The organism is Streptomyces sp. NPDC093544 (assembly GCF_040683495.1).
Lineage (GTDB): Bacteria > Actinomycetota > Actinomycetes > Streptomycetales > Streptomycetaceae > Streptomyces.
In genome coordinates, this window is record NZ_JBFBEA010000003.1 from 91,251 (window position 1) to 117,334 (window position 26,084).

The 26,084-nt window shown below is 70.2% G+C and carries 22 protein-coding genes; 13 read left to right on the top strand and 9 right to left on the bottom strand.

From position 1 onward, the window contains the following. Positions 1-27 precede the first annotated feature (27 nt). Positions 28-1,992, bottom strand: a complete 1,965-nt coding sequence (locus AB0N66_RS04745; RefSeq protein WP_365428708.1) for a glycosyltransferase family 39 protein — start codon at positions 1,990-1,992, stop codon at positions 28-30. A 429-nt stretch (positions 1,993-2,421) separates the two neighbouring features. On the opposite strand from AB0N66_RS04745, the gene AB0N66_RS04750 reads away from it, so the two are divergent. The 6 genes from AB0N66_RS04750 (at position 2,422) to AB0N66_RS04775 (ending at position 10,658) form a co-directional block, all read left to right on the top strand. Next, the gene (locus tag AB0N66_RS04750; protein WP_365428711.1) at positions 2,422-3,174 is read left to right on the top strand and encodes a response regulator transcription factor; all 753 of its coding nucleotides are present in this window, start codon (positions 2,422-2,424) and stop codon (positions 3,172-3,174) included. Further along, positions 3,171-4,751, top strand: coding sequence for a HAMP domain-containing sensor histidine kinase (locus AB0N66_RS04755; protein ID WP_365428714.1), 1,581 nt, complete (start codon positions 3,171-3,173; stop codon positions 4,749-4,751). Before AB0N66_RS04750 ends, AB0N66_RS04755 begins: the two co-directional genes overlap by 4 nt. Positions 4,752-4,952: 201 nt before the next feature. Beyond that, positions 4,953-5,690: an FAD:protein FMN transferase gene (locus AB0N66_RS04760; protein ID WP_365428717.1), complete on the top strand. Its 738-nt coding sequence runs from the start codon at positions 4,953-4,955 to the stop codon at positions 5,688-5,690. Then, complete coding sequence (locus AB0N66_RS04765; protein WP_365428720.1) at positions 5,687-7,126, top strand: ferredoxin reductase family protein; 1,440 nt, start codon at positions 5,687-5,689, stop codon at positions 7,124-7,126. The genes AB0N66_RS04760 and AB0N66_RS04765 overlap by 4 nt, the downstream gene beginning before the upstream one ends. A 51-nt stretch (positions 7,127-7,177) precedes the next feature. Then, positions 7,178-7,705: an FMN-binding protein gene (locus AB0N66_RS04770; protein WP_365428723.1), complete on the top strand. Its 528-nt coding sequence runs from the start codon at positions 7,178-7,180 to the stop codon at positions 7,703-7,705. A gap of 181 nt (positions 7,706-7,886) precedes the next feature. Then, positions 7,887-10,658 (top strand): hypothetical protein, encoded by a 2,772-nt coding sequence (locus AB0N66_RS04775; RefSeq protein WP_365428726.1) that lies wholly within the window; start codon positions 7,887-7,889, stop codon positions 10,656-10,658. Between the two features lie 51 nt (positions 10,659-10,709). On the opposite strand, the gene AB0N66_RS04780 is transcribed toward AB0N66_RS04775, so the two are convergent. Beyond that, positions 10,710-11,300, bottom strand: coding sequence for a hypothetical protein (locus AB0N66_RS04780; RefSeq protein WP_365428729.1), 591 nt, complete (start codon positions 11,298-11,300; stop codon positions 10,710-10,712). Further along, entirely contained in the window at positions 11,300-11,518 is a 219-nt protein-coding gene (locus tag AB0N66_RS04785) for a hypothetical protein (protein ID WP_365428732.1), read from the bottom strand. Before AB0N66_RS04785 ends, AB0N66_RS04780 begins: the two co-directional genes overlap by 1 nt. 97 nt (positions 11,519-11,615) lie before the next feature. Here AB0N66_RS04785 and AB0N66_RS04790 point away from each other — a divergent pair, with 97 nt between their 5' ends. After that, on the top strand, positions 11,616-11,825 hold the full coding sequence (locus tag AB0N66_RS04790; protein ID WP_365428734.1) for a hypothetical protein: 210 nt from the start codon (positions 11,616-11,618) through the stop codon (positions 11,823-11,825). Between the two features lie 36 nt (positions 11,826-11,861). On the opposite strand, the gene AB0N66_RS04795 is transcribed toward AB0N66_RS04790, so the two are convergent. After that, positions 11,862-13,499: a helix-turn-helix domain-containing protein gene (locus AB0N66_RS04795; RefSeq protein ID WP_365428737.1), complete on the bottom strand. Its 1,638-nt coding sequence runs from the start codon at positions 13,497-13,499 to the stop codon at positions 11,862-11,864. Between the two features lie 210 nt (positions 13,500-13,709). Between AB0N66_RS04795 and AB0N66_RS04800 the strand changes: the two genes are divergently transcribed. Genes AB0N66_RS04800 through hpaD form a run of 6 tightly spaced genes read left to right on the top strand, consistent with a single transcriptional unit; the run spans position 13,710 to position 20,381 of the window. Further along, positions 13,710-14,489, top strand: a complete 780-nt coding sequence (locus AB0N66_RS04800) for a class II aldolase/adducin family protein (protein WP_365428740.1) — start codon at positions 13,710-13,712, stop codon at positions 14,487-14,489. Positions 14,490-14,499: 10 nt separating this feature from the next. Continuing rightward, positions 14,500-15,492 (top strand): 2-dehydropantoate 2-reductase, encoded by a 993-nt coding sequence (locus tag AB0N66_RS04805; RefSeq protein ID WP_365428743.1) that lies wholly within the window; start codon positions 14,500-14,502, stop codon positions 15,490-15,492. Next, positions 15,492-16,940 (top strand): fumarylacetoacetate hydrolase family protein, encoded by a 1,449-nt coding sequence (locus tag AB0N66_RS04810; RefSeq protein ID WP_365428746.1) that lies wholly within the window; start codon positions 15,492-15,494, stop codon positions 16,938-16,940. The genes AB0N66_RS04805 and AB0N66_RS04810 overlap by 1 nt, the downstream gene beginning before the upstream one ends. Next, entirely contained in the window at positions 16,937-17,866 is a 930-nt protein-coding gene (dapA, locus tag AB0N66_RS04815) for a 4-hydroxy-tetrahydrodipicolinate synthase (RefSeq protein WP_365428749.1), read from the top strand. The genes AB0N66_RS04810 and dapA overlap by 4 nt, the downstream gene beginning before the upstream one ends. A 26-nt stretch (positions 17,867-17,892) precedes the next feature. Then, entirely contained in the window at positions 17,893-19,383 is a 1,491-nt protein-coding gene (gene hpaE / locus AB0N66_RS04820) for a 5-carboxymethyl-2-hydroxymuconate semialdehyde dehydrogenase (RefSeq protein ID WP_365428752.1), read from the top strand. Then, on the top strand, positions 19,380-20,381 hold the full coding sequence (gene hpaD, locus AB0N66_RS04825) for a 3,4-dihydroxyphenylacetate 2,3-dioxygenase (RefSeq protein WP_365428755.1): 1,002 nt from the start codon (positions 19,380-19,382) through the stop codon (positions 20,379-20,381). Before hpaE ends, hpaD begins: the two co-directional genes overlap by 4 nt. A gap of 90 nt (positions 20,382-20,471) precedes the next feature. Here hpaD and AB0N66_RS04830 read toward each other — a convergent pair whose 3' ends face one another. The 5 genes from AB0N66_RS04830 to AB0N66_RS04850 all read right to left on the bottom strand — a co-directional run bounded on the left by AB0N66_RS04830 (position 20,472) and on the right by AB0N66_RS04850 (position 25,891). Further along, positions 20,472-22,016, bottom strand: a complete 1,545-nt coding sequence (locus tag AB0N66_RS04830; protein WP_365428758.1) for a carboxylesterase family protein — start codon at positions 22,014-22,016, stop codon at positions 20,472-20,474. Positions 22,017-22,105: 89 nt separating this feature from the next. Next, positions 22,106-22,537, bottom strand: a complete 432-nt coding sequence (locus tag AB0N66_RS04835) for a heme-binding protein (protein ID WP_365428761.1) — start codon at positions 22,535-22,537, stop codon at positions 22,106-22,108. 45 nt (positions 22,538-22,582) lie between these two features. Beyond that, positions 22,583-23,938 carry an MFS transporter gene (locus AB0N66_RS04840; protein ID WP_365428764.1) on the bottom strand — a complete coding sequence of 452 codons (1,356 nt, stop codon included), beginning with the start codon at positions 23,936-23,938 and terminating at the stop codon, positions 22,583-22,585. Between the two features lie 32 nt (positions 23,939-23,970). Next, positions 23,971-24,861, bottom strand: a complete 891-nt coding sequence (locus tag AB0N66_RS04845; RefSeq protein ID WP_365428767.1) for a GntR family transcriptional regulator — start codon at positions 24,859-24,861, stop codon at positions 23,971-23,973. Positions 24,862-25,051: 190 nt separating this feature from the next. Then, positions 25,052-25,891, bottom strand: a complete 840-nt coding sequence (locus tag AB0N66_RS04850; RefSeq protein ID WP_365428770.1) for a GntR family transcriptional regulator — start codon at positions 25,889-25,891, stop codon at positions 25,052-25,054. Positions 25,892-26,084: the final 193 nt, after the last annotated feature.

Genomic DNA, 26,084 nt, shown 5'->3' on the forward strand with positions numbered 1-26,084 from the left:
GCTCCGGGTTCGGCGGTTGAGGTGAGATCAGCCGGTGGCGGCCGTGAGGTCGTACAGCGTCGTCGAGCCCACGGTCTGCGGGGTGAAGGTCGTTGTCACCCAGGAGGAGATCTGTGATCCGGTGGTGTCGGCACCGTCGCGGGCGAACCCGCCGCCTTCGTCGCCCTGGGCCACGAAGTAGTGGATCTTCCCGTCGGCGACGTACTGCTTGAACTGGGCCAAGGTCGGCGACGGGTCTCCGCCGCTGAAGCCGCCGATGGGCATGACCGGTTCGCCGACGGCGAGTTGCAGCCAGGTCTGGTTGTCCGAGGCGACGGTCGCGGCCACCCAGGTGTAGGCCTGGGCATCCTCGGCCAGCGTGGTTCGCAGTTGAGGCGTGACCGCGTCGACGCCACCCAGCCTGTTGCTGCCGCCGCCCTTCGGTGAGCCTCCGCCAGTACCTCCTCCAGTGGGCCCGCCGTGTCCCTGTGCGTCGGCTCCCGAAGCGGGGCCGGCGAGTGGGACCTGGCCGGTGTGTGCCGTGGTGACCGTGGCCCACGTGTAGGAGGCCGGTCCGGCCAGTACGGCTGCCAGCGCGAGCCCCGTCGCCCCGAGGGCCAGGCGCCGCGGGAGTAGGTGCGCGAGCGCCAATCCGGATGCCGCCAGCACCCCTACGACGACTACCGGCCAGCGCAGTTGAGAGGACCAGCCCTCCGCGCGTCCGAGCAGAACGAACGCCCACACCGCCGTTGCCGCGACCGTCGCCGCCAGGGCCGCCGCCGCGGCGCGGCCTCGCAGGCGCCAGAGGAAGATCGCGCCCATGGCGACAAGCGCGGCGGCGTAAGGAGCCAGCGCGACGGTGTAGTACTCGTGGAAGATCCCCGACATGAAGCTGAAGGTCACCGCGGTGCACACCAGGGCGCCGCCCCAGGCCAGAAAGCCCGCACGATGCAGGTCGGTTCGGGCCGCCCTGCGGGTGACCACCAACGCGGCCAGCAGAAGGATCAGCGCAGCGGGCAGGAGCCAGGAGATCTGGCCGCCCACCGCGCTGTCGAACATGCGGGTGATGCCGCCCGCCTCGTCCCCACCTCCGGCGCCGCCCCCGCCGCCGGGCATGCTGCTCGATGAGGAGCCGCCTCCTACGCCGCCGCCCCTCTCCTCACCGGTGATGCGCCCCAGCCCGTTGTAGCCGAGAGTCAGGTCGAGAAAGCTGTTGTTGGTGGACCCTCCCACGTACGGGCGGGAGTCCGCGGGCCACAGTTCGACGAGGGCCACCCACCAGCCACTGCTGACCACGATCGCGGCCCCGGCCAGCAGGACATGGCCGATCCGCTTGGTCAGCGGCAGGGCCGCGCAGACCAGGTAGACCAGCGTCAGCGCCGGCAGGATCAGCCACGCCTGCAGGGTCTTGACCAGGAACGCGAGACCGAAACACACCCCGGTGAGCACCATCCAGCGGACAGCCCGGTCCCCTTCCAGGGCGCGCTGGAAGCAGTACAGCGCGCACACCATGAGCAGGGTCAGCAGCGCGTCGGGATTGTTGAAGCGGAACATCAGGGCCGCGACCGGGGTCAGTGCCAGCAGCGCGCCGGCCAGCAGCCCTGCGGCCGGTCCGTGCAGTCGCCGTACGGCCGCGTACAGCACTCCGACGGTGGCGACGCCCATCAGCGCCTCGGGAGCGAGGATCTGCCAGGACCCGAGTCCGAAGAGGCGCACGGAGACGTCCATGGGCCACAGCGCGACCGGTGGCTTGTCCACGGTGATGGAGTTCCCCGCGTCCGATGCCCCGAAGAACGCGGCCTTCCAGTTCTCGCCGCCCGCTTGAGCGGCCGCCGCGTAGAACTCGTTCCCGAAGCCCGACGCGCCCAGGTCCCAGAAGAAGGCCACCGCCGCGATACACAACAGCGCCCAGAAGGCCGGCCGTTCCCATGCGGGACCGGCCGCGCGGCCGACGTCCTCAGCCGCCTGAGGTGGCACTGGTCCCTCAAGAACAGAGGGGTTGAGCGTGGTCATGTGTCTCCTTGTGGGGGGTGACCGTGGGGATCGTCGGGATCGTCGGGATGTAGGAGTGCCTGCTTGGCCCGGCCGTGGAATGCCTGGTTGGGCCTGGCCGTGGAGTCCCGTCTTGGCCCGGCCCTGGACTGCCTCCTTGGCCGGCCGTGGAGTCCCGTCTTGGCCCGGCCGTGGAGTGCCTCCTTGGCCTGAACGTGGAGTGCCTCCTTGACCTGGCCGTCACCCTGCACGGCAGACCTCTCAGCCCGCTCTCAGCGCCCGAGCCGAGTCGGCCGCCCGAGTACGTCCTGCCAGGGCCGTGGAGTACCGCTGACCAGGAAGGAGAGCGCGTCACCGGTGGAACCGGAGGCTCGGAGCCCTGCTCGGCACCCGCGGCCCGGGCGCGTACATCTCAGGCGAATCTCAGAATCGGGCGGTAGTGATGTCACGGTGACTCCAAGCCCTGCCGACCCCGCGGCCACGGCGCCGCCGCTGGTCCGCCCCGACGGCACCCGTGTCCGCGTGCTGGTGGTCGACGACGAGCCGGACCTCACCGAGGTGTTGTGCGGCGCCTTGGCCTACGAGGGCTACGACGCACGCCCCGCCGCGGACCGGGCGACGGCGGTGCGGGCAACGGCCGAGTTCCGGCCGGACGCGGTGATCCTCGACGTGATGCTCCCCGACGCCGACGGATTCACGGTGCTGCGCGAGATCCGCGCCGAACTCCCCGTGGTCTGCGTGCTGTTCCTCACCGCGCGGGACGCGGTCGAGGACCGGGTCGCCGGGATCCGGGCGGGCGGCGACGACTACGTCACCAAGCCGTTCAGCCTCGACGAGGTCACCGCCCGGCTGCACGGCCTGCTGCGGCGGGCCGGTATGGCACGCCGGAGTGCGGGAGAGACGGCGCTGACTGTCGGCGATCTGGTACTCGACGAGGACGCCCACGAAGTCACCCGGGACGGCGAGGTCATCGCCCTCTCCCCCACCGAGTACGCGCTCCTGAGGCTGCTGATGCACCATCCACGCCAGGTGCTCAGCAAGACACTGATCCTTGAGCGGATCTGGTCGTACGACTACGGCCACCACGCACACGTCGTCGAGCTGTACATCTCGTATCTGCGCAAGAAGGTGGACGCCGGTCGACCGCCGATGATCCATACCGTGCGCGGCGTCGGCTACGTCCTCAAGCCCACCACGTCATGAAGGCGACGACGCGCTCCCGGCTGAACCGGCTGCGCCCACGCACGTTGCGGCTTCGCGCACTGCGCCCCCGCACGCTGCGCGCCAAGCTCACCTGGGGCCTGGTCGTCCTGCTCGCGCTGAGCTGCGCGACCGTCGGTCTGACGAGCGTGTTCGCTCTGCGCAGCTACCTCACCGGCCAACTCGACCATCAACTCGCCGACTCCGGCTGCCTCTTCCCCTCCTCGCTGCGACAACTCGCGGACACCCAGCAGCAGACGGTGGGGGACAGCGACCAGGAACACACGATGGTCGACAGGCGCGCCGACACACGTGGGCAGGCGATCGGCACCTTCGGCGCACGACTGACCGACGCGAAGATCAGTGACGCGGCCGTCGTCCGGGCCAACCGGCGCACCTGGGTCACCCTCGACGCGGCCGACGAAGCCACGCTCAACGGCATCCCCACCGACGGAAGCGCCCACAGCGTCACCCTGTCGACCCTCGGCGACTACCGCGTCTACGCCTGCGCGGGAAAGGACGACGACATCCTGGTCAGCGGCCTGCCGCTGGCGCCGCTCCAGGAGACGGTGAAGCGCCTTGCCATGGCCTCGTCCGTGGTCTTCGGCGGAGCGCTGGTGATCACCGGAGTCGCCGGTGCCCTGTGGGTACGCCGTTCACTGCGCCCGCTGCGCCGAGTGGCGGACACCGCGGCAGCCGTCGCCGCCCTGAAACTGGACAGCGGCGCGGTCACCCTGCCGGGCCCGACGGCGGCGGGCGACCCGCACAGCGAGGCCGGCCAGGTGGCCGCGGCCCTCGACCACATGCTCGGCCACGTCCAGGAGGCCCTGGCCAAACGCCACACCAGTGAGGAGCGGCTACGCAGTTTCGCCGCCGACGCCAGCCATGAACTGCGCACCCCGGTCGCTTCGATCCGCGGCCACGCCGAACTCGCCCTGCGCCACCCGGGCCCGGTTCCCGCCAAGGTCGAGCGGGCCCTCGACCGGGTGGCCGCCGAGGCGGTACGCATGAGTGCCATGGTCGACGACCTGTTGCTGCTCGCCCGCCTCGACGCCGGTCGCCCACTGCAGCGTGAACCGGTCGACGTGACCCGCCTGGTCATCGACTGCACGGACGATGCCCGGGCGGCGAGCCCCGGCCACAGCTGGGTCCTGGACCTGCCCGAGACGCCGGTCACCGTCACCGGCGACGCCGACCGCCTGGCACAGGTACTGACGAACCTCCTGGCCAACGCCCGCCTGCACACCCCGGCCGGCACCCTGGTGACCGTCCGGCTGGAGCAACACGGCCTGGACCAGGGCACCTTGTCCTGCACTTTGTCCGTCACGGACAACGGCCCCGGAATCACCCCGGAGCTCCGGCAGACGCTCTTCGAGCGCTTCACCCGCGCCGACCGCCGTCACCCGGACACCCGGAACGGCCCCGGGAACGGCCCCGGCTCCGGGACCGGCGGTGCCGGAGCCGGTCTCGGTCTGTCCATCGCGGCGGCCATCGTGGAGGCCCACGAGGGCTCTCTGACCTTCGAGAGCACCCCGGGTTCGACGGTGTTCACCGTGCTGCTGCCTGAGATTCCCCTTTAAAACCCGCCGCAGGGCCGCTCTCCGGCCCTGACTGAGAGAGAACTGAGAGGTCCGCTCGGGAAGGTGAGAGCAGACCACCGTCAGCTCCCGAGGAGCCCCATGAGCAGACTTCAAAGCCATACAGACATTGCGACCGACCTGCCTGCTGAGCAGGTACCTGCTCAGCGCGCGCCTGCTCGGCACGTCCATGTGGAACACGTCATGGGCACCGTGATCTCCATCGACCTGCGCAACTGCGGCAAGGAGGACGCCGCTTCGGGTACCGCCAGGGTGGTGCGCTGGCTGCATGAAGTCGACGCTCTCTTCAGTACCTACCGGCCGGACAGCGCCATCTCCCGTATCGGCCGCGGGGAGTTGACGCCCACGCACGCGAGCGCCGAGGTGGCGTGGGTACTGGAGAGATGCGAGGAACTGCGCCGGGACACCGCCGGGTACTTCGACGTATGGGCAACGGGTTCCTTGGACCCGTCCGCCCTGGTGAAGGGCTGGTCGGTGCAGCGGGCCGCCGACGCGTTGGTGGCCTGGGGCATCACCGACTTCTGTCTGACAGCCGGCGGCGATGTCGTGAGCCGGGGCGGCCGCGGGGCCGGTCTGCCCTGGCGGATAGGGATACAGCACCCGGGCGACCGCGGCTCCCTGGCCGGGGTGGTGCACGCGACCGACCTCGCGGTGGCGACCTCGGGAACCTACGAGCGCGGCGAACACATCATCGACCCGCACACCCGCGCCCACCCCGCGGGGGTGCTGTCCGTCACCGTGTGCGGCCCCGACCTGGGCACCGCCGACGCGTACGCGACCGCGGCCTTCGCCATGGGACGCAAGGCCGCCGACTGGACGCTGAGCCTCGACGGATACGAGGCCATGACGGTGCTGGACGACGAACGCGTTTATCTCACTCCGGGCTTCCCCCTGGCCGACAGAGCCGAGGAGTCTCCATGACCACGCCCCGCACCTCTCAACCGTCCCCTCCCAAGCCTCCCGTCCGCCCGCGCAACTGGCCCCCGCCTTCCGTTCCTCCGTCGTCACGGCGCGCCGGGCGGGTGCGCCGCAAGCTGCCCGCTCCCCGCCGCCCGTTCGTCGTCGACGCGCTGGCCGCGGCCACCGGTCTCGGCCTCGGCATCTCATTCGCGCTGGGCGTCGGCGCCCAGACCATCAGCGCGGTGCACGCTCCGGGCGGCGTCGCCACCGCGCTCGGCCGCGTCACCGGGATGCTCAGCGGATACGCGATGGTCATCACCGTGCTGCTCTCCGCACGCATCCCACCGCTGGAACGCGCCCTGGGCCAGGACCGGTTGATCGTCTGGCACCGGCGCATCGCTCCCTGGGGTCTGTACCTGCTGCTGGCGCACGCCGTGCTGATCACCGTCGGATACGCGCGCGCGGCGAAGACGGGAATCCTGGCGGAGATCGGCCAACTGCTGTGGACCTACTCGGGCATCCTGTCGGCCACCATCGGCAGCGCCCTGCTGCTGGCCGCCGGGGTCACCTCCTACCGGCGGGCGCGACGCCGGATGAAGTACGAGACCTGGTGGGCCGTCCACCTCTACACCTACCTGGGCCTGGGCCTCTCGTTCGTCCACCAGGTCGACACCGGTGCGCCGTTCGTGGGGCACTCCCTGGCCACGGCCTGGTGGACCTCGTTGTGGGTGGGTGCGCTGACCGTCGTACTCGTCTTCCGGGTGGGGCTCCCGCTGTGGCGATCCGTCCGGCACGACCTGCGTGTCGCCCAGGTGTCTCCCGTGGGGCCGAACACCTGGTCCATCGTGCTCAGCGGGCGGCATCTGGAGCGGCTGCCCACGGCCGGCGGACAGTTCATGATGTGGCGCTTCCTGCGCCGTGAGCTGTGGTGGCAGGCCCACCCCTACTCACTGTCGGCCACCCCCCAGGGCGGTCATCTCCGCATCACGGTCAAGGAGTTGGGCGACCACAGCAGCGCCCTGTCCCGGCTTGTCCCAGGCACGAGGGTGGCGTTCGAGGGCCCCTACGGGGTGTTCACCGCTGACGCACGGCGGTCCCGGAACGTCCTGCTCGTCGGCGCCGGTGTGGGTACGACGCCCATCCGCGCCCTCCTCGACGACCTGCCCCGGGACACCCACGTCGTCGTCCTGCTGCGAGGCAGGGACTCCGAAGGCATCGCCCACTTGGACGAGTTCGAGCGTCTGGTCGCCAAACGTCGTGGCCTGCTGCACGCGTTGACCGGGCCGCGAGAGGCCGTTCATCTCGACGCATCGGCCCTGCACACCCTCGTCCCCGACATCGCCGGCCGGGACGTCTTCGTCTGCGGCCCCGACGAGTTCACCCGTACGGTCATCGCCGCCGCCCGTGGCGCCGGGGTGCCCGCCCTCCACATCCACCACGAGGACTTCGCGTTCTGACGTACTGACCGCCCGCATCGGCGGCAGCCTCGGCCATCTCTGGAGAACCCCATGCGACGTGCCCCGATCATCCTGGTCGCGACCGTTGTCGGCACCACCGGCGTGCTGATGTTCAAGCCCCACGAGGTCGTCCCGACCGTCGCGTCATCCTCCTCGTCCTCCTCGACGGCGAGTCAGGACGCGACCGTCTCGAAGAGCGGCTCCACCACCACCGCCACCGGCGCCGCCATCAGCACCCAGTTCGGCAACACCCAGGTTCAGGTCACCATCAAGGGCGGGAAGATCACCGACGTAGAAACGCTCCAACTCCCGGGAAACGAACCCCAGTCCGTGCAGATCAGCAACGGCGCGGTGCCGACCCTGCGGGAGAGCGCGCTGTCCAAGCAGAGCGCCGCGATCGACTCGGTCAGCGGTGCGACGATCACCAGCCAGAGCTATGCCGCATCCCTCCAATCCGCCCTCGACAAGGCCGGGTTCACCGCCGCCGACGGCTCCACCGCCCCCACCACGGCACCCACCGAATCCGAGGAACACGGACACGGCGGCGGATTCGGAGGTGGCGACCGCTTCGAAGGCTAGGAACTTCCGGTGACCGGATTCCTGCCCGACGACCAGGCGGTCTCGGTGACCGGATTCCTGCCCTGCCCCGACCCACTTCCCCGGCATAGGCAACCCACAGGCCCCGTTTCCCTTCCTTACGAGGCACGAGGGGCTTCCGGGACCGACGGGACTCCCGCGCTCCAAGTGTGAGGAGGGACCCTTGAACCGTACCCGGCGAATAGGTGTCACCGCCGTGGCCGCGCTCGCGGCCCTGGCGGGCTTACCGGGACTTGCTCAGGCCCAACAGCCGTCCCAGGCAACGCCGTTGATGGCGAACGCCGACAGCGGACTGCCGCCGGGCTGGCGCGTCACCGGGGAGGGTGTCACGCGTGAGCTGGTCTGGCGGTCGGACAGGCCCGTGCCCGCGGGTGACGCCCGTGTCGAGTTCCACGCGGACGGCCGACTGCTCGGAGTGCCGAAACCGGCCAAAGACGGCCGCACATTCAGGCTCGCCCTCGACCGGGCCACCCCGCTCAATGACCTCCAAGTCCTGGCGAGCGGACGCCGGTTGGACGCGCCCGCCGCCAACACCGAGAAGAAGTCGACGAATTCTCTGGCGGCCGCCCAGCCCCCGGCCCAACTCCCGGCGAATTCCGTGGACCCCGGCAAGCCGGGCGCGTACGGCACGGTCACCGGCGAGTACGACCTCGACCCGGTGGAGCTGCCCGGCCTCGCCGAGCCGGTCGAGATGCAGGCCGTCGTCGTCGCGCCCGAGGGTGCCACCGGAAAGCGGCCCCTCGCGCTGTTCCTGCACGGCCGCCACCCCACCTGCTTCAAGCCGGGCGGGACCGAGGACGACTGGGACGTTGAGTGGCCCTGCTCGGCCGGCATGCAGCCGATCCCGAGCCACAAGGGCTATCTGGAGGACCAGGAGCTGCTGGCCTCCCAGGGCTATGTGACGGTGTCGATCTCCGCGAACGGCATCAACGCCCAGGACGGGGAGGCCGAGGACGGCGGTGCGCAGGCGCGCTCCTCGCTGGTGCGGCAGCACCTCGCCAAGTGGGCCGACTGGGCCGCCCACCCGGACACCGCCCCGGCGGCCGTGCCCGACGCGGCCAAGGCCGACCTGTCCCAGGTCCTGCTCGTCGGCCACTCGCGCGGCGGCGAGGGCGTCAACCGGGCCGCCCTGGACAGCCTCTACCCGCCACCCGCCGCGCAGGACGGCTACCGGGGCCCGGTGAGCTGGAACATTCGCGGGACCGTCCTCATCGGACCGACGATCTTCGGCCAGAATCCGGTCGCCGACGTGCCGTCCACGACGATCCTCCCCGGCTGCGACGGCGACGTCTCCGACCTCCAGGGCGAGGTGTACGTCGACGGGACGCGCGGGGTCAGCCAGGGCACCGCCCTGCACAGCGCCGTCTACGTGGTCGGCGCCAACCACAACTTCTTCAACACCGAGTGGACGCCGGGCAAGGCCGCGGCACCCTCCTGGGACGACTTCTGGGAGTTCCCGGAGGACGAGCCCGACCCGGTGTGCTCCACGGGCGCCCCCACCCGCCTGACCGCCGACCAGCAGCACCGGGCGGGCTCCACCTACATCGCCGCCGCGGCCCGGCTGTTCGTCGCCGGCGACGACCGCGTGCGCCCGCTGCTCGACGGAACGGGCCGACGCGCCCCGTCCGCCGACCCGGCCCGCGTGCTGACCCACGCGGTCGGCGCCCGCCGTACGGGCGGCTTCCTGCCCGACGCCCCAGTGAAGGTGACCGGCGGCAGGCTGTGCGCGGCGCTCGACCCCGACCCGGCCGTGGCCTGTCTGCCCCCGGACGCCGAGGGTTCGTCGCCGCACTTCCCGTGGTGGTTCACGACCAAGGAGGCCGGCCGCGGCGCGGTCGCGCTGAAGTGGTCGGCGCCGGGCACCGCGACCAAGATCCGCCCCGCCGCTCCGGTGTCCCTCTCCGGCGCCAAGAGTCTGGCGCTGCGCGTGTTCGTACCGCCCAACACGACCGGCACCAAGCTGGACGTGACCGTCACCGACTCCTCCGGCCGCCGTGCCGAACTCGGCCAGGCCCGGGTCGACGGACTGCCGGGCAGCGCACGCACCGCCTCCTACTGGGCGCGCGAACTGCGCGTCCCGCTGACCGCGGCCACCCGCGCCGGAATGGACCTGAAGCACGTCAAGTCCCTTGAGCTGACACCGCGTTCAGGGTCCGGACAGGCCTGGCTGATGGACGCCTGGGGCTGGGCCCCAGGCACCCCCGCGGTCAAGGCGGCGGAGCTGCCGCGCGTCGACATCGGCCGGCTCACCGTCAAGGAGGGCGACTCGGGCACCCGGACCTACCACGTCCCGGTGCAGGTCTCCGGGCACGGCAGCGGCAAGGTCCGCATCGCTGTCGTCGACCTCGACACCCGGGAGTCCACGAGCAAACTGGTCACGGTGGTGCCCGGCAACGCCATCGACGTGCCCATCGAGGTGGAGGGCGACACGCGCTTCAGCTACGGCGAGCATTACGACATCCTCGCGAAGGCCGTGCGCGGCGCCGTCATCGGCTCGTACCGGGGCGGGGTCAACGCGGAGAACGACGACCCCGAGCCCACGGTCAGCCTGACTCCGGTCAAGGACCAGGGGACCGAGGGAGACACACTGGCCTGGCGGCTCACCCTCTCCGCGCCCGCCGATGTGGACATCTGGCAGCCGGTCCGGCTGTTCCCGGTCACCGAGGGCGCCGAGCTGTCCACCAAGGACGTGGACCCGCAGTGGCTGATGGATCTTGCCGGTGAACTCCCCGACCCGGAGCGCCCCCTCTCCCAGGCCCTGTGGGTGGAGGCGACCATCACGGCCGGCACCACCAGCACCGACTTCACCGTGCCGACGGTGAAGGACCAGGTGGCCGAGCCGGCCGAGTCGGTACGCCTCGCGCTGACCGACTACGACGGCGTGCCACTTCCCGGCCGCCCGGTGGTCACGGGCACGGTGGTGGACGCGCCGTAAACGGACAAGGTGAGCAATGCCCCCTACGGACGTCCGTGGGGGGCATTGCCGTCACTCGGCCACATACGCGTTGACCGGCGACAGCCCGTCCAAGTCCACCTGGACGCCCTTCAGCCTGGAGCTGTACAGGAACGTGCGTACCGGCACGTACACCGGAATGGCCGCCGCCTGCTCCATCACCCGGCGGTCGACCGTGGACCACTTCTCGCCCGCGGCCGACAGGTCGGCCGTCGCGTTGGCCTCGTCGATCGCGGGGTTGACCGCATTGCCGTTGAGCCGGGAGAAGTTGGAGGTGGTCGGGTAGGTGTAGCGGCCGTCGAAGGAGTCCGGCAGGTACGCCGAGGCCAGCGGGAGCCTGCTGGTGTTCATCGGCAGGCGGACCAGGTCGTACTCGCCCTCCCCGACGTTCTCGTAGAGGTCGGAGATGTCGACGTTCTTCAGCATCACCCGGAATCCGGCCCCGTCCAGGGCCTTCTTCACGGCTTTCCCCCGTGCTTCGTCGGCTGTCGTCGCATAGGCGAGGGTGAGCGGGTAGCCCGTCTCGCCGGCCTCGGCGAGCAGCGCGCGGGCGCCGTCGGGGTCGCCGTGCGCCCCGGCCCCGTACAGGTCGAAGTCGCGCGAACCGCGGATGCCCAGCGGCATCAGGTGGTGCGTGGGACGCCGTCCTCGCCGCTCGCAGCCAGGACGTCCACTGCCGGGTACGCGGTGGCGATGGCCTGGCGGACCGTCAGCTCCGGTACGCGTTCGGTGTCGACCGAGTACACGTGGACGTACGGGGCCGGTGCTGCCCCGACTCCACGGACGACGTGCTGGGCATCCGCGGCGATCTCGGACCGGAGATCGCCGGCTTGCGTGACCACCTCGACTACGTGAACGGTGTCGGTTACGCCTGTGTACGCAACCTCAGGGCCCCGCACCCCGGCGACCCGGGCGGAGGCGGTATGGAGATCCGCGTCGGTGACTGCCTGTGGACTTCGGGCGGTCGACCGGTACGAGGAAGTCCCCTGCGAAGGGGAGAAGTTGCCCGACGTCAAGATCGTCGGCCAACCGGACCTGGACGACAACTGCCCGCGTGAGGACGACATTCAGTTGACGGAGGACTCCATCCTGAACGTCGCCGGGCTGGGCGGCCCGACCTACTGCGCAAGGGCTCTCACAGCACTGTGAGGAGGCGCGCGCATGGCGGGCGGCCGAGTATCCGCCTCAGCGGCGCTCCCCGGAGCCCTGCCTACCCTGCCCCTTTCCCAGGGCGGCGATCTCCACGGACAGCAGGAGACGCCGTGCCGGGTCGCGGAACGAGAGCCCGAAGGTCTGCTCGGCCCTGCGCAACCGCTGCCGCAGGGTGTTCTGGTGGATGTGCAGCGCCGCGCTGGCCGCTCCGACATCGCCGAAGTGCCGTAGGTACGCGCCGAGTGTGACGAGGTGGTCGGTGCCGTGCTCCGCGTCGTGCGCCGCGATGCGTTCGGCTGTCCCGGTGCGCAGGTCGGCGTTGTCGCGCACGGTGGCGAGGAGGCGTCGCAGCACCACGTCGGCGTGCAGCTCCTGGGTGCGGTAGGTACCGGATTCCGCGCGTTCGTCGTGGAGATGGTCGAGCGCGGCGTCGATGTCACGGCGTGCCTCGTGCAGTCCGGCCGGCGAGGTGATGTCGCCGGAGCGCACCAGCAGGTACGCCCGGCCCAGCGACCGGCGTGCGCGGTCCATGAGGTGGTCGAGCAGGTGGTCCACCGGTACCGCGGCGGGGGAACCGGTCGGCAGCAGGGTGTAGAGGCGGTCGCCGATGACGGTGGCGACCGGTTTGTGCCCCAACGACCTTCCGTCCAGCAGGATGAGGTCGAGCATCCTCAGCTGGTCGGCGCGCAGCCGCATGTCGTCGTCCACTTCGCCGGCGGTTGCCCGGTCCAGGGGCCGGGGTGATTCGCTCAGGCCGAGCAGCACGGCTGGGAGCCGGATACCGGTCCGGCGGTCCGGCGCCTCGCCTGTGTCGAGGGCGGACCGCAGTGCGCGGTTGCGGCTGTCCTGGTCGTCGTCGACCAGCCTGCGCAGTGCGAGCATGTGCAGCGCCGCGACCCCGGCCGCTTCGCGCAACGTCGCCTCGTGGTCGCCGACCGCCCGCCCGTCGGCGTCGGCGAACGCCACCCACAGCGAGCCCAGTACGTCCTGGCCCACCCTGATCACCACCGCCAGGCGCGGCAGGTCGCCGGGCCTGTTGCGCCGGACCACCCCTTCGCTGCTCCACAGTTCCTTGTCCAAGTGGTCGGCGACGGCGTCCTTCGGCACCTGCCTGCCCAGGATTCCGCGCCTGCGGGTGTCGTCGATGGGCTGGTCCGGCAGGTTGGAGTAGGCCACGAGGGCCTGGCGGGTGTCCATGATCGCGACGGCACCGCCGACGATCGCGGCGACCGCGTTCGCCAGGGCGAACAGATCACCCCCGGGGAACCGGCGACCGTCGGCCCCCCGGCCGGCCGCGCGTGCGGCGAGCAGCGTGGCCACCATGTCCTGGATACGGGTCCACGGCACCCGCGGGTCCACTGCCAGCACGGTGACTCCCTGCGCCGCGGCCCGTTCCACGAACCGGGCGGGCGCCGGGAGCGGGCACTTCACGGCGAGAACGCATCGGTGCTCCGCCGCGGTGCGCAGCGCGGCGTCGCCTGCCGTTTCATCGGCCGGATCGAGCCCGACGGCGAGCAGCAACTGCGCGGGTGGCAGGTCACCGTCGGCCTCCGGGCAGTCGAGGAGTTCGACCCCTGCGATGGCCTGTGCCTGGTCTCCGCTGTGCACGAGCACGGTCACCACGCTCTCGGGCATCGCGCTGACCAGCTGTGTCAACGGCAGCGACGTCATTCGCCCTCCTCACATCCACGCATCCACGGACGCCCGGGACACCGACACATCCGCGGACACCCGGGCGACACGTCCACGGACGCCCAGGTGATGTGCGATCCGACATCCACATCTGCCACCGAGTGTACGTTTCGACATTGCCCTCGATGGTCCGGCGTCCCATGCTCGTGCTCAGGGCACCTCGACCGCCTCGATACGAAGGAGCCGGCGATGACCGTTCTGACGCACCCCTCGACCGAGCAGACTCCGGCGTCCATGAGCGATGCCGAGTGGCAGGCGAGGCTCGAACTGGCCGCCTGCTACCGGATCTTCGATCATCTCGGCTGGGTCGAAATGATCTTCAACCACATCACCCTCCGGGTGCCCGGTGAAGAGGGCAGCCTGCTGATCAACCCGTTCGGCCTGATGTACCACGAGGTCACCGCGTCGAACCTGGTGAAGATCGACACCCGAGGGAACATCCTCTCCGACTCGCCCTGGCCGGTGAACGAGGCGGGGATGCTGATCCACACGACCCTGCACGCGAGCCGCTCCGACGCCCACTGCATCATGCACACCCACACCACGGCCGGCACCGGTGTCGCCTGCATCGCCGACGGTCTGGACCCGGACAACTTCTACTCGGCCCAGCTGTTCGAGATGGTCGCCTACCACGACTTCGAGGGCATCACCGTCAATCCGGCGGAGCAGTCACGGCTGGTCGAGGACCTGGGCGACCGCAATCTGATGATCCTGCGCAACCACGGCCTGCTGGCGCTGGGGCCGACCCTGCCCGCGGCGTTCTCCGCCCTGTGGACTCTTCAGCGGGCCTGCGAGATCCAGCTCGCCGCGGGATCCACCGGCCGGCCGTCGGCCAAGGTCAGCCACGCCGCCGCGGTCCAGTCGACGAGGGAGTCCTTCCAGCTCGGGGACCGCACCGACGCGGGCCGGACCCTCTTCGAGGCGCTGCGACGCAAGATCGACCGTATCGATCCGTCCTACCAGAGCTGAGGGGACCGCCTTGAAGATCACGGTTGTCGGACCGGGTGCCGTGGGGGCGACCCTGGCCGCGTCTTTCACCGCCTCCGGCGCGCAGGTGTCCCTGCTGGGCAGGCCGGGCGCCCATCTGGACGCCATCGTCGAACACGGGCTGCTGGTGAACAGCGCCAACGGCACCGCCACGTACCGCCTTGCCGCCTCCCACGACCCGGCGCGGCTCCCGGCGCCGGAGCTGGTGGTCATCTGCGTGAAGGGCCAGGACCTGGCCGCCGCTGTCGCGCGCGTACGGCCGTGGATCGAGGCCGGTGCCGATGTCCTGGTCGTGGCCAACGGCGTCCCATGGTGGTTGTTGGCCGCCACGGGCGGCGGCGGGGAGCCGGTGATCAGGACCGTGGACCCGGACGGCGGCCTGCTGGACCTGCTGCCGCCGAACCGGGTGATGGCCGGCGTCGCGCACTTCAGCAGTTCTGTCCCGGGGCCCGGCCAGGTGACGCATTCCGGCGGCGACTGCCTGATCGTCGGCGACCCGCTCGGCGGGGTCTCGGCCCGCGTCGACCGGTGCGCCAAGGCGCTGTCCGCAGGCCCGGTCCATGCCGAGGTCAGCGCGGACATCCGTACGGCGATCTGGGAGAAGCTGCTCGGGAACGTGAATCTCAACCCGGTCAGCGCGCTGACCGGCGGGACGGTGCTCGAGATCCTGGAGAGCCCCGATCTGCGGCAGCTGTGCGCCGCCATCTTCACCGAAGCGGCCGACATCGGCACAAGGCTGGGCATCCCCACCGCGATGTCGGCGCAGGAGCGGCTCGACATCGCCGCCCGGCTCGGCAACTTCCGCACCTCGATGCTTCAGGACTCCGACCACGGCCGACCCCTGGAGACGGACGCCATTCTCGGCGCCGTACGGGAACTCGCGCGGCGCACCGGCGTATCCAGCCCGGCCATGGACGCGGTCGGCGGTCTGCTGTCCCTGCGCGAACGCGTCCGCCACCCGGACCACGGGCAGGAGCACGGCTGATGGCCCACCCGCTCGGCGCGACACCGTCGAAGATCATCGCCGTCCACCTCAACTACCGCAGCAGGGCCGCGGAACGCGGGCGCGTGCCCGACCAGCCGTCGTACTTCCTCAAGCCACCGTCGTCGCTGTCCGGCAGCGGCGACCCCGTCCACCGGCCGCGCGGCTGCGAACTGATGGCATTCGAGGGCGAGATCGCCCTCGTGATCGGCCGTCGCGCGCACCGGGTCGCCCCGCAGGACGGCTGGCAGCACGTGGCTTATGTGACCGCGGCCAACGACGCCGGAGTGTACGACCTGCGCCAGGCCGACCGCGGCTCCAACCTGCGGTCCAAGGGCGCCGACGGGTTCACCCCGATCGGCCCGCGACTGCTGGACGCAGGCCGACTCGACCCGTCCGCACTCCGGTTGCGGACGTGGGTCAATGACGAGCTCGTCCAGGACGACACCACCGACACCCTGCTGTTCCCGTTCGGGGATCTGATCGCCGACCTGTCGCGGCTGGTCACTCTGGAGCCAGGGGACGTCATCCTCACCGGCACCCCGGCCGGCGCGTCCGTCGTCTCGCCCGGCGACACGGTGGAGGTGGAGGTCGGCGACGGCACCGTCAGTACCGGACGGCTGCGCAACCGGATCGCCGGGGCCGATCACGACCTGGAGGCCTGGGGCGCGATGCCACGGGCCGGTCAGGCCGAGCGCGCCGCGGCCTGGGGTTCGGCGTACGAACCCGAACCGGTGCTGGACAAGCGGATCGAGCAGGGACTGCGGGGCATCGCCGTGGCCACGCTCAGCGCACAGTTGCGCAAGCGCGGCCTGGTACAGAGCAGCATCGACGGCGTACGCCCCACCCGGCCCGGCGACAAGATGGTCGGCGTCGCCCACACGCTGCGCTATCTGCCGCTGCGCGAGGACCTGTTCACGCGCTACGGCAACGGCATGAACGCCCAGAAGCGGGCCATCGAGGAACTGCGGCCCGGTCAGATCCTGGTCATGGACGCCCGCCGGGACACCACCGCGGGCACCCTCGGCGACATCCTCGCCCTGCGCGCCCTGCGGCGCGGAGCGGCCGGGGTCGTCACTGACGGGGCGCTGCGCGACAGCGCGGCGGTCACCGAGCTCGAACTGCCGGTGTACTGCGGCGGCACGCACCCCTCCGTGCTGGGCCGCCGCCACGTCCCCTGGGACACCGGCATCCCGATCGCCTGCGGCGGAGCCCTCGTTCAGCCCGGCGACCTGCTGGTCGGCGACGCCGACGGTGTGGTCGTCATCGATCCCTCGCTCGCCGCGGAACTGATCGCCGACAGCGCCGAGCAGGAGTTGCAGGAGCGCTACATCACCGAGCAGGTGCAGGCCGGCCAGTCGATCGACGGGCTGTATCCGCTCGGCCCGGACTGGCAGGGACCGTACGAGCAGTGGCGTGTCAGGCACGCACAGCAGGGAGAGACCGCATGAAGTTCCGCAGCGACCCGGCCTCGATCCGGGGTTCCATCGCCCCCGTCGTCACCCCGTTCACCGACGCCGGAGCCGTCGACCACGACAGCCTGCGCGGCCTGGTCCGCTGGCAGCTGGAGTCGGGCTCGCACGGCATCTCGCTGGGCGGCTCCACCGGTGAACCCAGCGCTCAGAGTGCCGCAGAGCGGATCGCCGCCATGCGCACCGCGACGGAGGAGATCGCCGACCGGGTGCCCTTCCTGCCCGGCACCGGATCGCACAAGCTGGACGAGACCCTGGAAATCACCGCCGCGGCCCAAGACCTGGGCGCCGACGCGGCCCTGATCATCACCCCCTATTACGCCCGTCCGACGCAGGAGGCGCTGTACCAGTGGTACGCCACGGTGGCCCGGGAGTTCCCCGACCTGCCGCTGGTCATCTACAACGTGCCGTCCCGCACAGCGGTCGACATCGCGCCGGAAACCGTCGGGCGGCTCTTCGCCGACTTCGACAACATCGTCGGCGTCAAGGAGACCACCAAGGACTTCGAGCACTTCTCGCGAGTGCTGCACACCTGCGGCCCTGAACTGCTGGTGTGGTCGGGCATCGAGCTGCTGTGCCTGCCGCTGATGGCACTGGGCGGGGCGGGCTTCGTCAGCGCCGTGGCCAACCTGGCACCGGCCGCCGTGGCGCGGATGTACGAGTTGTGGGAAACGGGAGACCCGGAGAGCCAGGCAGCCGCCCGCGAGCTGCACTTCCGTCTGCATCCGCTGGTCGACCTGCTCTTCGTCGAGACCAATCCGGCTCCGGCCAAGTGGGTGCTGCACCAGCAGGGGCGCATCGCCTCCGCGCATGTACGGCCACCGCTCATCACCCCGACCGAGCCCGGCCTGGCCCGCATCCGGGCGTATCTCGCCGAGGGCACCGACCTGCTCCAGCACGTCTGAGCCGTCCGACAACTAACGGAGGAGCCATGCCCAGCACGCGCCCGGCCGGACTGCCCGGCACCATCCGGCACTGGATCGGTGGCGAAGCCGTCGACAGCGCCGACGGCCGTACCTTCGACGTGTCCGACCCCGTCTCGAACACCGTGTACGCCCAGGCCGCCGCGGGCGGCCCACCGGACGTCGACCGCGCGGTGGCCGCTGCCAAGTCGGCGTTCCCCGCCTGGTCCAGGCTGTCGAACCGGGCCCGGGCCACCACACTCCACCGCATCGCGGACGAGGTGGAGACATGCCATGAGCAGCTGGCACAGTTCGAGTCGTACGACTCCGGGCTGCCGATCACGCAGGCGCGTGGCCAGGCCCGGCGCGCCGCCGAGAACTTCCGCTACTTCGCGGACGTGATCGTGGGGCTCGGCGAGGAGGCGTTCCGGCAGGGCGAGGAGCAGTTCAGTTATGTGGTGCGTGCCCCGGTCGGCGTCGCCGGGCTGATCACGCCGTGGAACACGCCGTTCATGCTGGAGAGCTGGAAGCTCGCCCCGGCGCTGGCCGCGGGCTGCACCCTGGTCCTCAAACCGGCCGAGTGGACACCGCTGTCGGCCGGCCTGTGGCCGCAGATCCTCACCGCCGCAGGACTTCCGGCCGGGGTCGTCAACATCGTGCACGGCATCGGCGAAGAGGCCGGCCAGGCGCTGGTCGACCACCCCGACGTACCGCTGATCTCCTTCACCGGCTCCACCGAGACCGGCCGGCACATCGTCCGCAGCTCCGCCCAGCATCTGAAGACCACCTCGATGGAGCTGGGCGGCAAGTCCCCGGCGATCGTGTTCGCCGACGCGGATCTGGAAGCCGCCCTGGACTCGGTGGTCTTCGGCGTCTTCTCCCTCAACGGAGAGCGCTGCACGGCCGGTTCGCGGGTGCTGGTGGAACGGCCGGTGTACGAGGAGTTCACCCGCCGCCTCGCCGAACGCGCCGCGAACGTGACCGTCGGCCTGCCGTCGGATCCCGCCACCGAGGTCGGCGCCCTCGTCCACCCCGAGCACTACGCCCGGGTGCTGGACTACGTGGAGGTCGGTGAGAAGGAGGCCCGCCTGATCGCCGGCGGACGGCGCCCGGATCACCTCCCGGAGGGCAACTACCTTCAGCCGACGGTCTTCGCCGACGTCTCCCGGGACGCCCGGATCTTCCAGGAGGAGATCTTCGGCCCGGTCGTCGCGGTCGCCCCCTTCGACAACGAGGCCGAGGCGGTCGAGCTGGCCAACGCCACGCAGTACGGCCTCGCCGCGTACATCTGGACGTCCGACCTGAAACGCGGTCACCGCATCGCGCACGCCGTCGAGTCCGGCATGGTGTGGATCAACTCCCACAACGTACGCGACCTGCGTACCCCCTTCGGCGGCGTCAAGTCCAGCGGTCTCGGCCGGGAGGGCGGCGCGCACAGCATCGACTTCTACACCGAGTCGAAGATCGTGCACGTGGCACTCGGAGAGGTGCACACCCCCCGCTTCGGAGCCCTCTCATGAACACCCCGGCGCCTGATGTCGTCCGTTCCGCCTACGCCCAGCTCGTGGTCACCGACCTCGCCCGATCCCGCTGGTTCTGGGTGGACATGCTCGGCTTCCACGTGCAGTACGAGGACGCCGAGAGCCTCTGCCTGCGCGGCACGGACGAACTGACCCACCATTCACTCGTACTGCGCCAGGGCGAGGTCGCCGCACTCGATCACCTCTCCTACCGCGTCCGCACCCCCGAGGACGTCGACAAGGCCGAGAGGTACTTCAGCGGCCTCGGCTGCCCGGTGCGCCGCGTCCCCAAAGGCGCCGGAACCCAGGGCGTCGGCGACGCCGTGCGGGTCATCGACCCGCTGGGCTTCCCGGTGGAGTTCTTCCACGACATCGAGCAGGCGGAACGGCTCATCCAGCGCTACGACCTGCACCGCGGCGCCCAGGTCGCGCGTCTGGACCACTTCAACATCTGCACCCCCGACATACCGGCCGCGTACGCCCACTACACCGCGCTCGGCTTCGGCTGCTCGGAGACCATCGAGGGCGACGAGCACGAGCTGTACGCCGCCTGGATGTACCGCAAACAGACCGTCCACGACGTCGCCTTCACCGGTGGCGCCGGTCCGCGCCTGCACCACGTGGGCGTGGCCACGCACGAGTCCCACCAGGTGCTGCACACCGCGGACATCTTCGGCGCGCTCCGCAAGGAGCACCACATCGAACGCGGACCCGGCCGCCACGGCGTCTCCAACGCCTTCTATCTCTACCTGCGCGACCCCGACGGGCACCGGGTCGAGATCTACACCTCCGACTACTACACCGGCGACCCCGACCACGAGACATACCGGTGGAACGTCCACGACGACCGCCGCCGCGACTTCTGGGGAAGCGCGGTCATCGAGTCCTGGTACAAGGAGGCCAGCCCCGTCCTCGGCCTCGACGGCTCACCACAGCCGGTCACCGACACGCTGCTCGACGAGTCCGCTGTCCACGTCGGCGCGGACGGCCTGGGCTGAGCACAGGCGGGTGGGCCTGCCGAGCCACACACTTTGGGGCGCTGACCGCGTTCGGCGGTCAGCGCCCCATTGGCTGTACCGGCCGATCGATCATGGAGCGGAATGCGCGTCCAGGGAGTCGGCGGAGATGGTTTCGCCGGGTGTGGCCCGCAGCGAGTGGATCATCTCGGTGACGGGTCCGACGTTCAGCGTCTCGCTGTGTGCGGAGTCCGCGATCAGCATCCGCCGCGGAGCCGACGAGTCGCAGGCCGGCCACGCCGCGCCGTCCGGGCCGCGCGGAACACCGGTGCGGGCGAACTCCGTCCAGGCGTGCCGCATCACCTCGCTGATCTCAGCATCGATCTCGTCGTAGTCCTCGCCGGGAGTGATCGAGCGGAAGAGGTACGGAAGCTCAGCCATGTGGAAGGCGAGCATGCCCGAGCGGCGAGCGGACGGTGACACGCGTGCGAAGCGGTACGAGTAGCAGCGTCGGCCCAGGGCGGTGAAGCGCTCGTACGTGGCCCTCTCCGGCTCGTGCCAGATGGCGCTGGTGGACAGTTCGGCCAGTTCCTCGTACGTCGTCAGCCCGCTGTCGGCGAAGTGGGTGAGAATGTCGTCGGCGCGAGGGCCGCCCAGCCTCCCGGCCATCGCGGCGAGCGTACGCGGTGTGTAGATCTCGGCCGGATCAACGCCAGGGCGGCCGAGCGGGCCGTTCGGCCGGTGGAAGAACCGCGCCTCGTCCTGGGTGCAGCCGAACATCGCGGGCATGTCCGCGGGCCAGTTGGAGAAGTCCCGCGTCACGATGTCGCCGTCGACTGTCGGGTACCAGACGAGATTCGCGGGTGTGTGTACCTGGCCGGGAGGCGGCGTGGTGCCGGCCATCGCCCAGGACGCCGCGCGCACCCGCTCCGCCGGCAACTGGCGCAGCTCGTCGAGATCCCGGCTGCCCAGCATGCCGAAGACTTCTTCGGTCCCCCGCACGGCACGCTCGTAGGAGGGCGAGTCGACCACGGCGTAGTCCTCGAAGCCCGCGCTCTGGATGATTCCCCGGTGGAACAAGCCCCGCGCCGAGGGCGTGGACAGCAAAGTGCGTACCGCTTGGGCGCCGGCGGACTGGCCGAAGACCGTCACGTTGCCCGGGTCGCCCCCGAACGCGGTGATGTTGTTCGCCACCCACGTCAAGGCCGCAACCCAGTCGCCCACCGCGAAATTGGTGCCGATCTCCGGATGGGTCAGGAAGCCGAAGGCACCGAGCCGGTAGTTGATCGAAACGACGACCACGCCGCGCCGGGCCAGGGCCTCCCCCGCGTACGACGGGTCGGATGCCGAACCGCCCAGGAATCCGCCGCCGTGGATCCACACCATGACGGGAAGGCGTGCGGCGCCGTCCGGTTCGGGGGTCCAGACGTTCAGGTACAGGCAGTCCTCACTCTGCTCGGCCCCCAGGCCGGCGCCTTGCCCGTTACCCGTCGTCTGGATCGCGGCCGCGCTGAACTCCGTCGCGTCACGCTCCCCGGACCACGGCACGGGCGGGGCCGGCTGCCTCCACCGCAGCGCGCCGACCGGTGGGGCCGCGTAAGGCAGGCCCAGGAAGCCGTGCACCGCGCCGCTCTCCTTGCCTCTCACCGATCCCTGCTCGGTACGCACCGTCCGCATGAGGGCCTCCTGATTCCTGGACTGCTGTGCTCGCGTTCGTGGGCGCATCGTGTCGTCTTCGTGGTGGACCGGCCGCCGGACGGCCACGCTCAGCCGCCGTCGGCCGTGAAGCCGGCGCTCTCGATGGCGTACACCGCGCACGCCTCGTCCTTGTCGGGGTGATCCCCGCTGATCCCCACCGCGCCGATGACGTGGCCCTCCGCGTCGCGGATCAGTACGCCGCCGGGCACCGGAGCGATACGTCCACCGGAGATGGCGCTCAGGGCCTCGAAGAAGGCGGGTGCCGTGGCGGCCCGCCTCGCCAGATCGCGGCCTCCGGCGCCCATGCCAAGCGCTCCCCATGCCTTGGCCTGTGCGATGTCCGGCCGCAGGATCCCGCTGTCGTCCTCTCGTTTGAGGGCGAGCAGGTGACCCCCTGGGTCGAGGACGGCGACGGTCAGCGGATGGCACTCGAGGGCGCGTCCGTGTTCCAGTGCGCTGTCGACCATCCGCGATGCGCTCTTGAGCAGGAGAACTTCCATGGTTCCGTTCCTTGATGTGGTGACGGTCGGGCAGGTGAACCCCGGTCAGGCCGGGCTGGCGGCGTCCTTGAGCGGAGCGTCGACCGTGGCGGAACCCGCGGCGCCCCGCTTGAGCATGCCGAACCCGAACAGCACCGCTGCAGCGCAGAGGGAGACGCCGCCGGCGAGGACGAAGATCGAGGAGGTGCTGAGCTTCGCGGCGATCAGCCACCCGCCCACCACCGGCCCTGTGATGCCGCCGAGTCGCCCCCAGCCCATGGACCAGCCGACGCCGGTGGCGCGCTGTGCCGTGTCGTAGAACTGGGGGATCAAGGGAATCGTGCACATCTGCGCTCCCACGCTGAGCAGACCGGCAACGAAGGTGACGACGAGCAGCATGCTGTCGGACGTGGTGGCCCAGCCGATGAGAGCGACGGCGACGGCGCCCAGGGTGTACGCGGCGCCGATCACGAGGGGCGGGCGGCGCCGGTCCGCGAGCCTGCCGATCACCAGGCACCCGAGTATGCCTCCGAGATTCAACGTGGACACGGCGAGCAGGCCGCTGTCCGCCCCGGCCGCGACCGCGACGGTGGGCAACCACGTGACCAGGAAGTACGTCATGAGCAGGGTCAGGAACATCGCGGCCCACAGCAGGACCGTGCCCGGGCCCCTGCCCTCCTTGAACAGGGCCACCACGGGAGAACGGGTCGCTGCGGAACCCTCGTCCCTCGCACCGGCACCGCCTGCCGGGATCCCCAGCCGTTCCAGGGTCCTGGCCGCGGCCACGCCGTCGCCGCGTGCGGCCAGGAACCGGGCGGACTCGGGCAGACGGAACACCAGCAGCGGCAGCAACACCAGGGGGACGACACCACCGACGTAGAAAACGCTGTGCCAACCGTGGTCGGGGATCAGCCAGTTCGCCAGGACTCCGCCGATCACCGCGCCCATCGGGAAGCCGCAGAACATCAGCCCCACGATCGTCGCCCGGGACTTCGCAGGTGCGTACTCCGAGGCGAGCGAGATGATGCCCGGCAGGGCGGCGCCGAGACCGATTCCGGTGAAGAACCGAACGGTCTCCAGGGCGCCGACCGAGCCGACGAACGGTGTCACGAGGGTGACGACACCGAACACCAGGACCCCGAAGATCACCAACGGCTTGCGGCCCACGCGGTCGCCGATCATTCCGGCCACCGTGGCTCCGATCAGTCCGCCGAAGAGTCCGATGCCGAACACGGTGCCGAACCCCGAGGGCTCCAGGTGCAGGTCGGGCCCCATGGCAGGGGCCGCGAGGGAGATCAACTGGGTATCGAGCCCGTCGAACAGTGCGACCGCCGCGCACAGGAGGATGACGGCCAGGGTGGGGCGTGACATACGTCCTGTGTCAAGAACCGAGTCGACCTCGTCGCTCGCACCAGTACTCATGGATCATCTCTTTCCGTTCCGCTGAATTCGGCTCAATTCCCTGCGTCCGGGCTTGGTGGCGCTTCATGAATGCGTCGATGCGACTCGGGGCCTCCGTCACTCGGATTGGAGTCGATCCGAGTGTTCAGGAGCGATGCGATCAGCTGTGAATAGAGGGGGCTCGATGCCCGGATCTCCTCGCCGCGCGGCGAGGAAGTGATGAGTTCGAGTGCGCCGGCATGGTGGATTCTGACCATTTTTGCGGCCCGCTCGCCGTCCCGGGCCTCAAGAGCTTCCACGACGGCAATGCGCTCCGGATGGAGAGCGCCCGCGATGCGTTGCCAGTCGGCGAGCTTGGGGCCGCCGGACAAGTCGAACGCGAGCTGCACCTGGACGTCGGCGAAGAATCCGCACAGCGCCGCCAGGAGCGCGCTGTGGGAGATCTCGGAGAGCCGGTGGAGGTAGCCCCTGAGATCGGCCGCGGCCTGGTCCACACTCCGGATGACAGCCAGTTTCTCGGCAGCCGCTCTGAGTGAGGCGATCTCCTCGTCGGAGGCGCAGCGCGCAGCCAACTCGACCGCGTAGGCGTTCAACACTCCCTGGAGGCCAAGGAATTCGACTGCGCCGACATCCTTCAACTGGATCACCGAGGCGATCGACACAGCGATCATGGTGTCGGTCGAAGCAGTGACGTACGTTCCGCTGCCGTGCCGGACGCTGACCAGGCCCATGGCCGTCAGGGCACGCACCGATTCGCGCACCGTGGCGCCGCTGACGCCGTACCGCTCGGCGAGATCCCGCTCCGACGGGAGGCGCGATCCGTCGGGCAGCGCTCCGCGCAGGATCTGATTCCTCAGATCGTCGAAAATGCGGTCGGCGACCCGGCCGCGCTCAACCCTGTGAAAATCCTGCCTTTTGTATATGTGATCCGGCATGGAGCGCATCCTCGGTTCTCGGCCGCACTGCTCTGTGCGGCCGCGAGCGGAAATACGGGGAGGTCGGCGCGTTCGGGTGCTCTCAGCCCCTCAACGCGACTGTCACCCTAGGTCACTAGGTGACTTAGTAGCAAGACCCGTGCAGACGTCCGCCTCCACCGCACCCCACACCGTCTCCGCCGCCCCGCCGTTTCCCCGTTCAGCCCCGGTCTTCGATTCCGACGCGTTGATCGCCACCGGTCTCCCCGGAGATCGCAAGCGTCTGCGTGGTGTACTCCCGCACAGCCTTGAACGCCGCCAGTCGGTCATGCGCGGCGACCGCCTCCACGATGGCGATACGCACGCCACGCAGTCGCGCGACGTCCGATGCCCACTCCGATTCCGGGCCCTGCCGAACCCTGCGAGCCATCGACAGGTGTGACGTGATGACGAAAGACGCCACCACTTCGAGCAGCTTGTTGTGGGACAGGGCGATGAGTCCCCTGAGGAACCCCTCCAGGGTCTGGATGAACTCCTCGCTGGACATCGAGTCGTTGAACGACTTCGCGATCTCGAGTACGGCGTCGATCTCTTCGGGGCTGGCGGTCGCGATCGCGAGATCGACCGCCTGGAGATTCAGCGTCTCGGCCAGCTTCAAGATGCTCGGCAGGTCGATGTTCTCCAACTCGACCACCGACCGCATCGCCGAGGCCATCAGGGTGGAGGAGTCCGCGACCACGGTCATCCCCGAGCCGTGCCGCACCTCCACGAGGCGCATCGCGCTGAGCGCCCGGATGGCTTCGCGGATCGTCGGCGAGCTGACGCCGTAGTAGGAGGCCAGCTCCTTCTCGGAGGGGAGCTTGGAGCCGCGCTTCAGACGGCCCGACAGGATGCTCGATTCCAGGTCGCGCAGGACTCGATCGGCGACACTCGCACGGTTTCGGTCGAAGCCACCGTCTGCAACAAACGCCGTCACCGTCTGCCCTTCCTCGTCATTGTTCGACACATCACTGGGTGAGCCCGCCAGCCGCGAACTCATCAGGTGACTAAACGTCTCCATCGGTGGATGGTACCGCAAGACAGGTACCCCATGACATCGACCGCGAGGCCGGGCGGATCGCCAACTCCACGCCCGAGCGCGGCCATCAGTTCCACCTGGTCCCGCCCGACGCGGCGGTACTCGGCAGCCCCGGATCCGGGCGCTCTCATCGAGTGACCACAGGCGAGCAGACTTCAGATCCCCAAGTCACTTG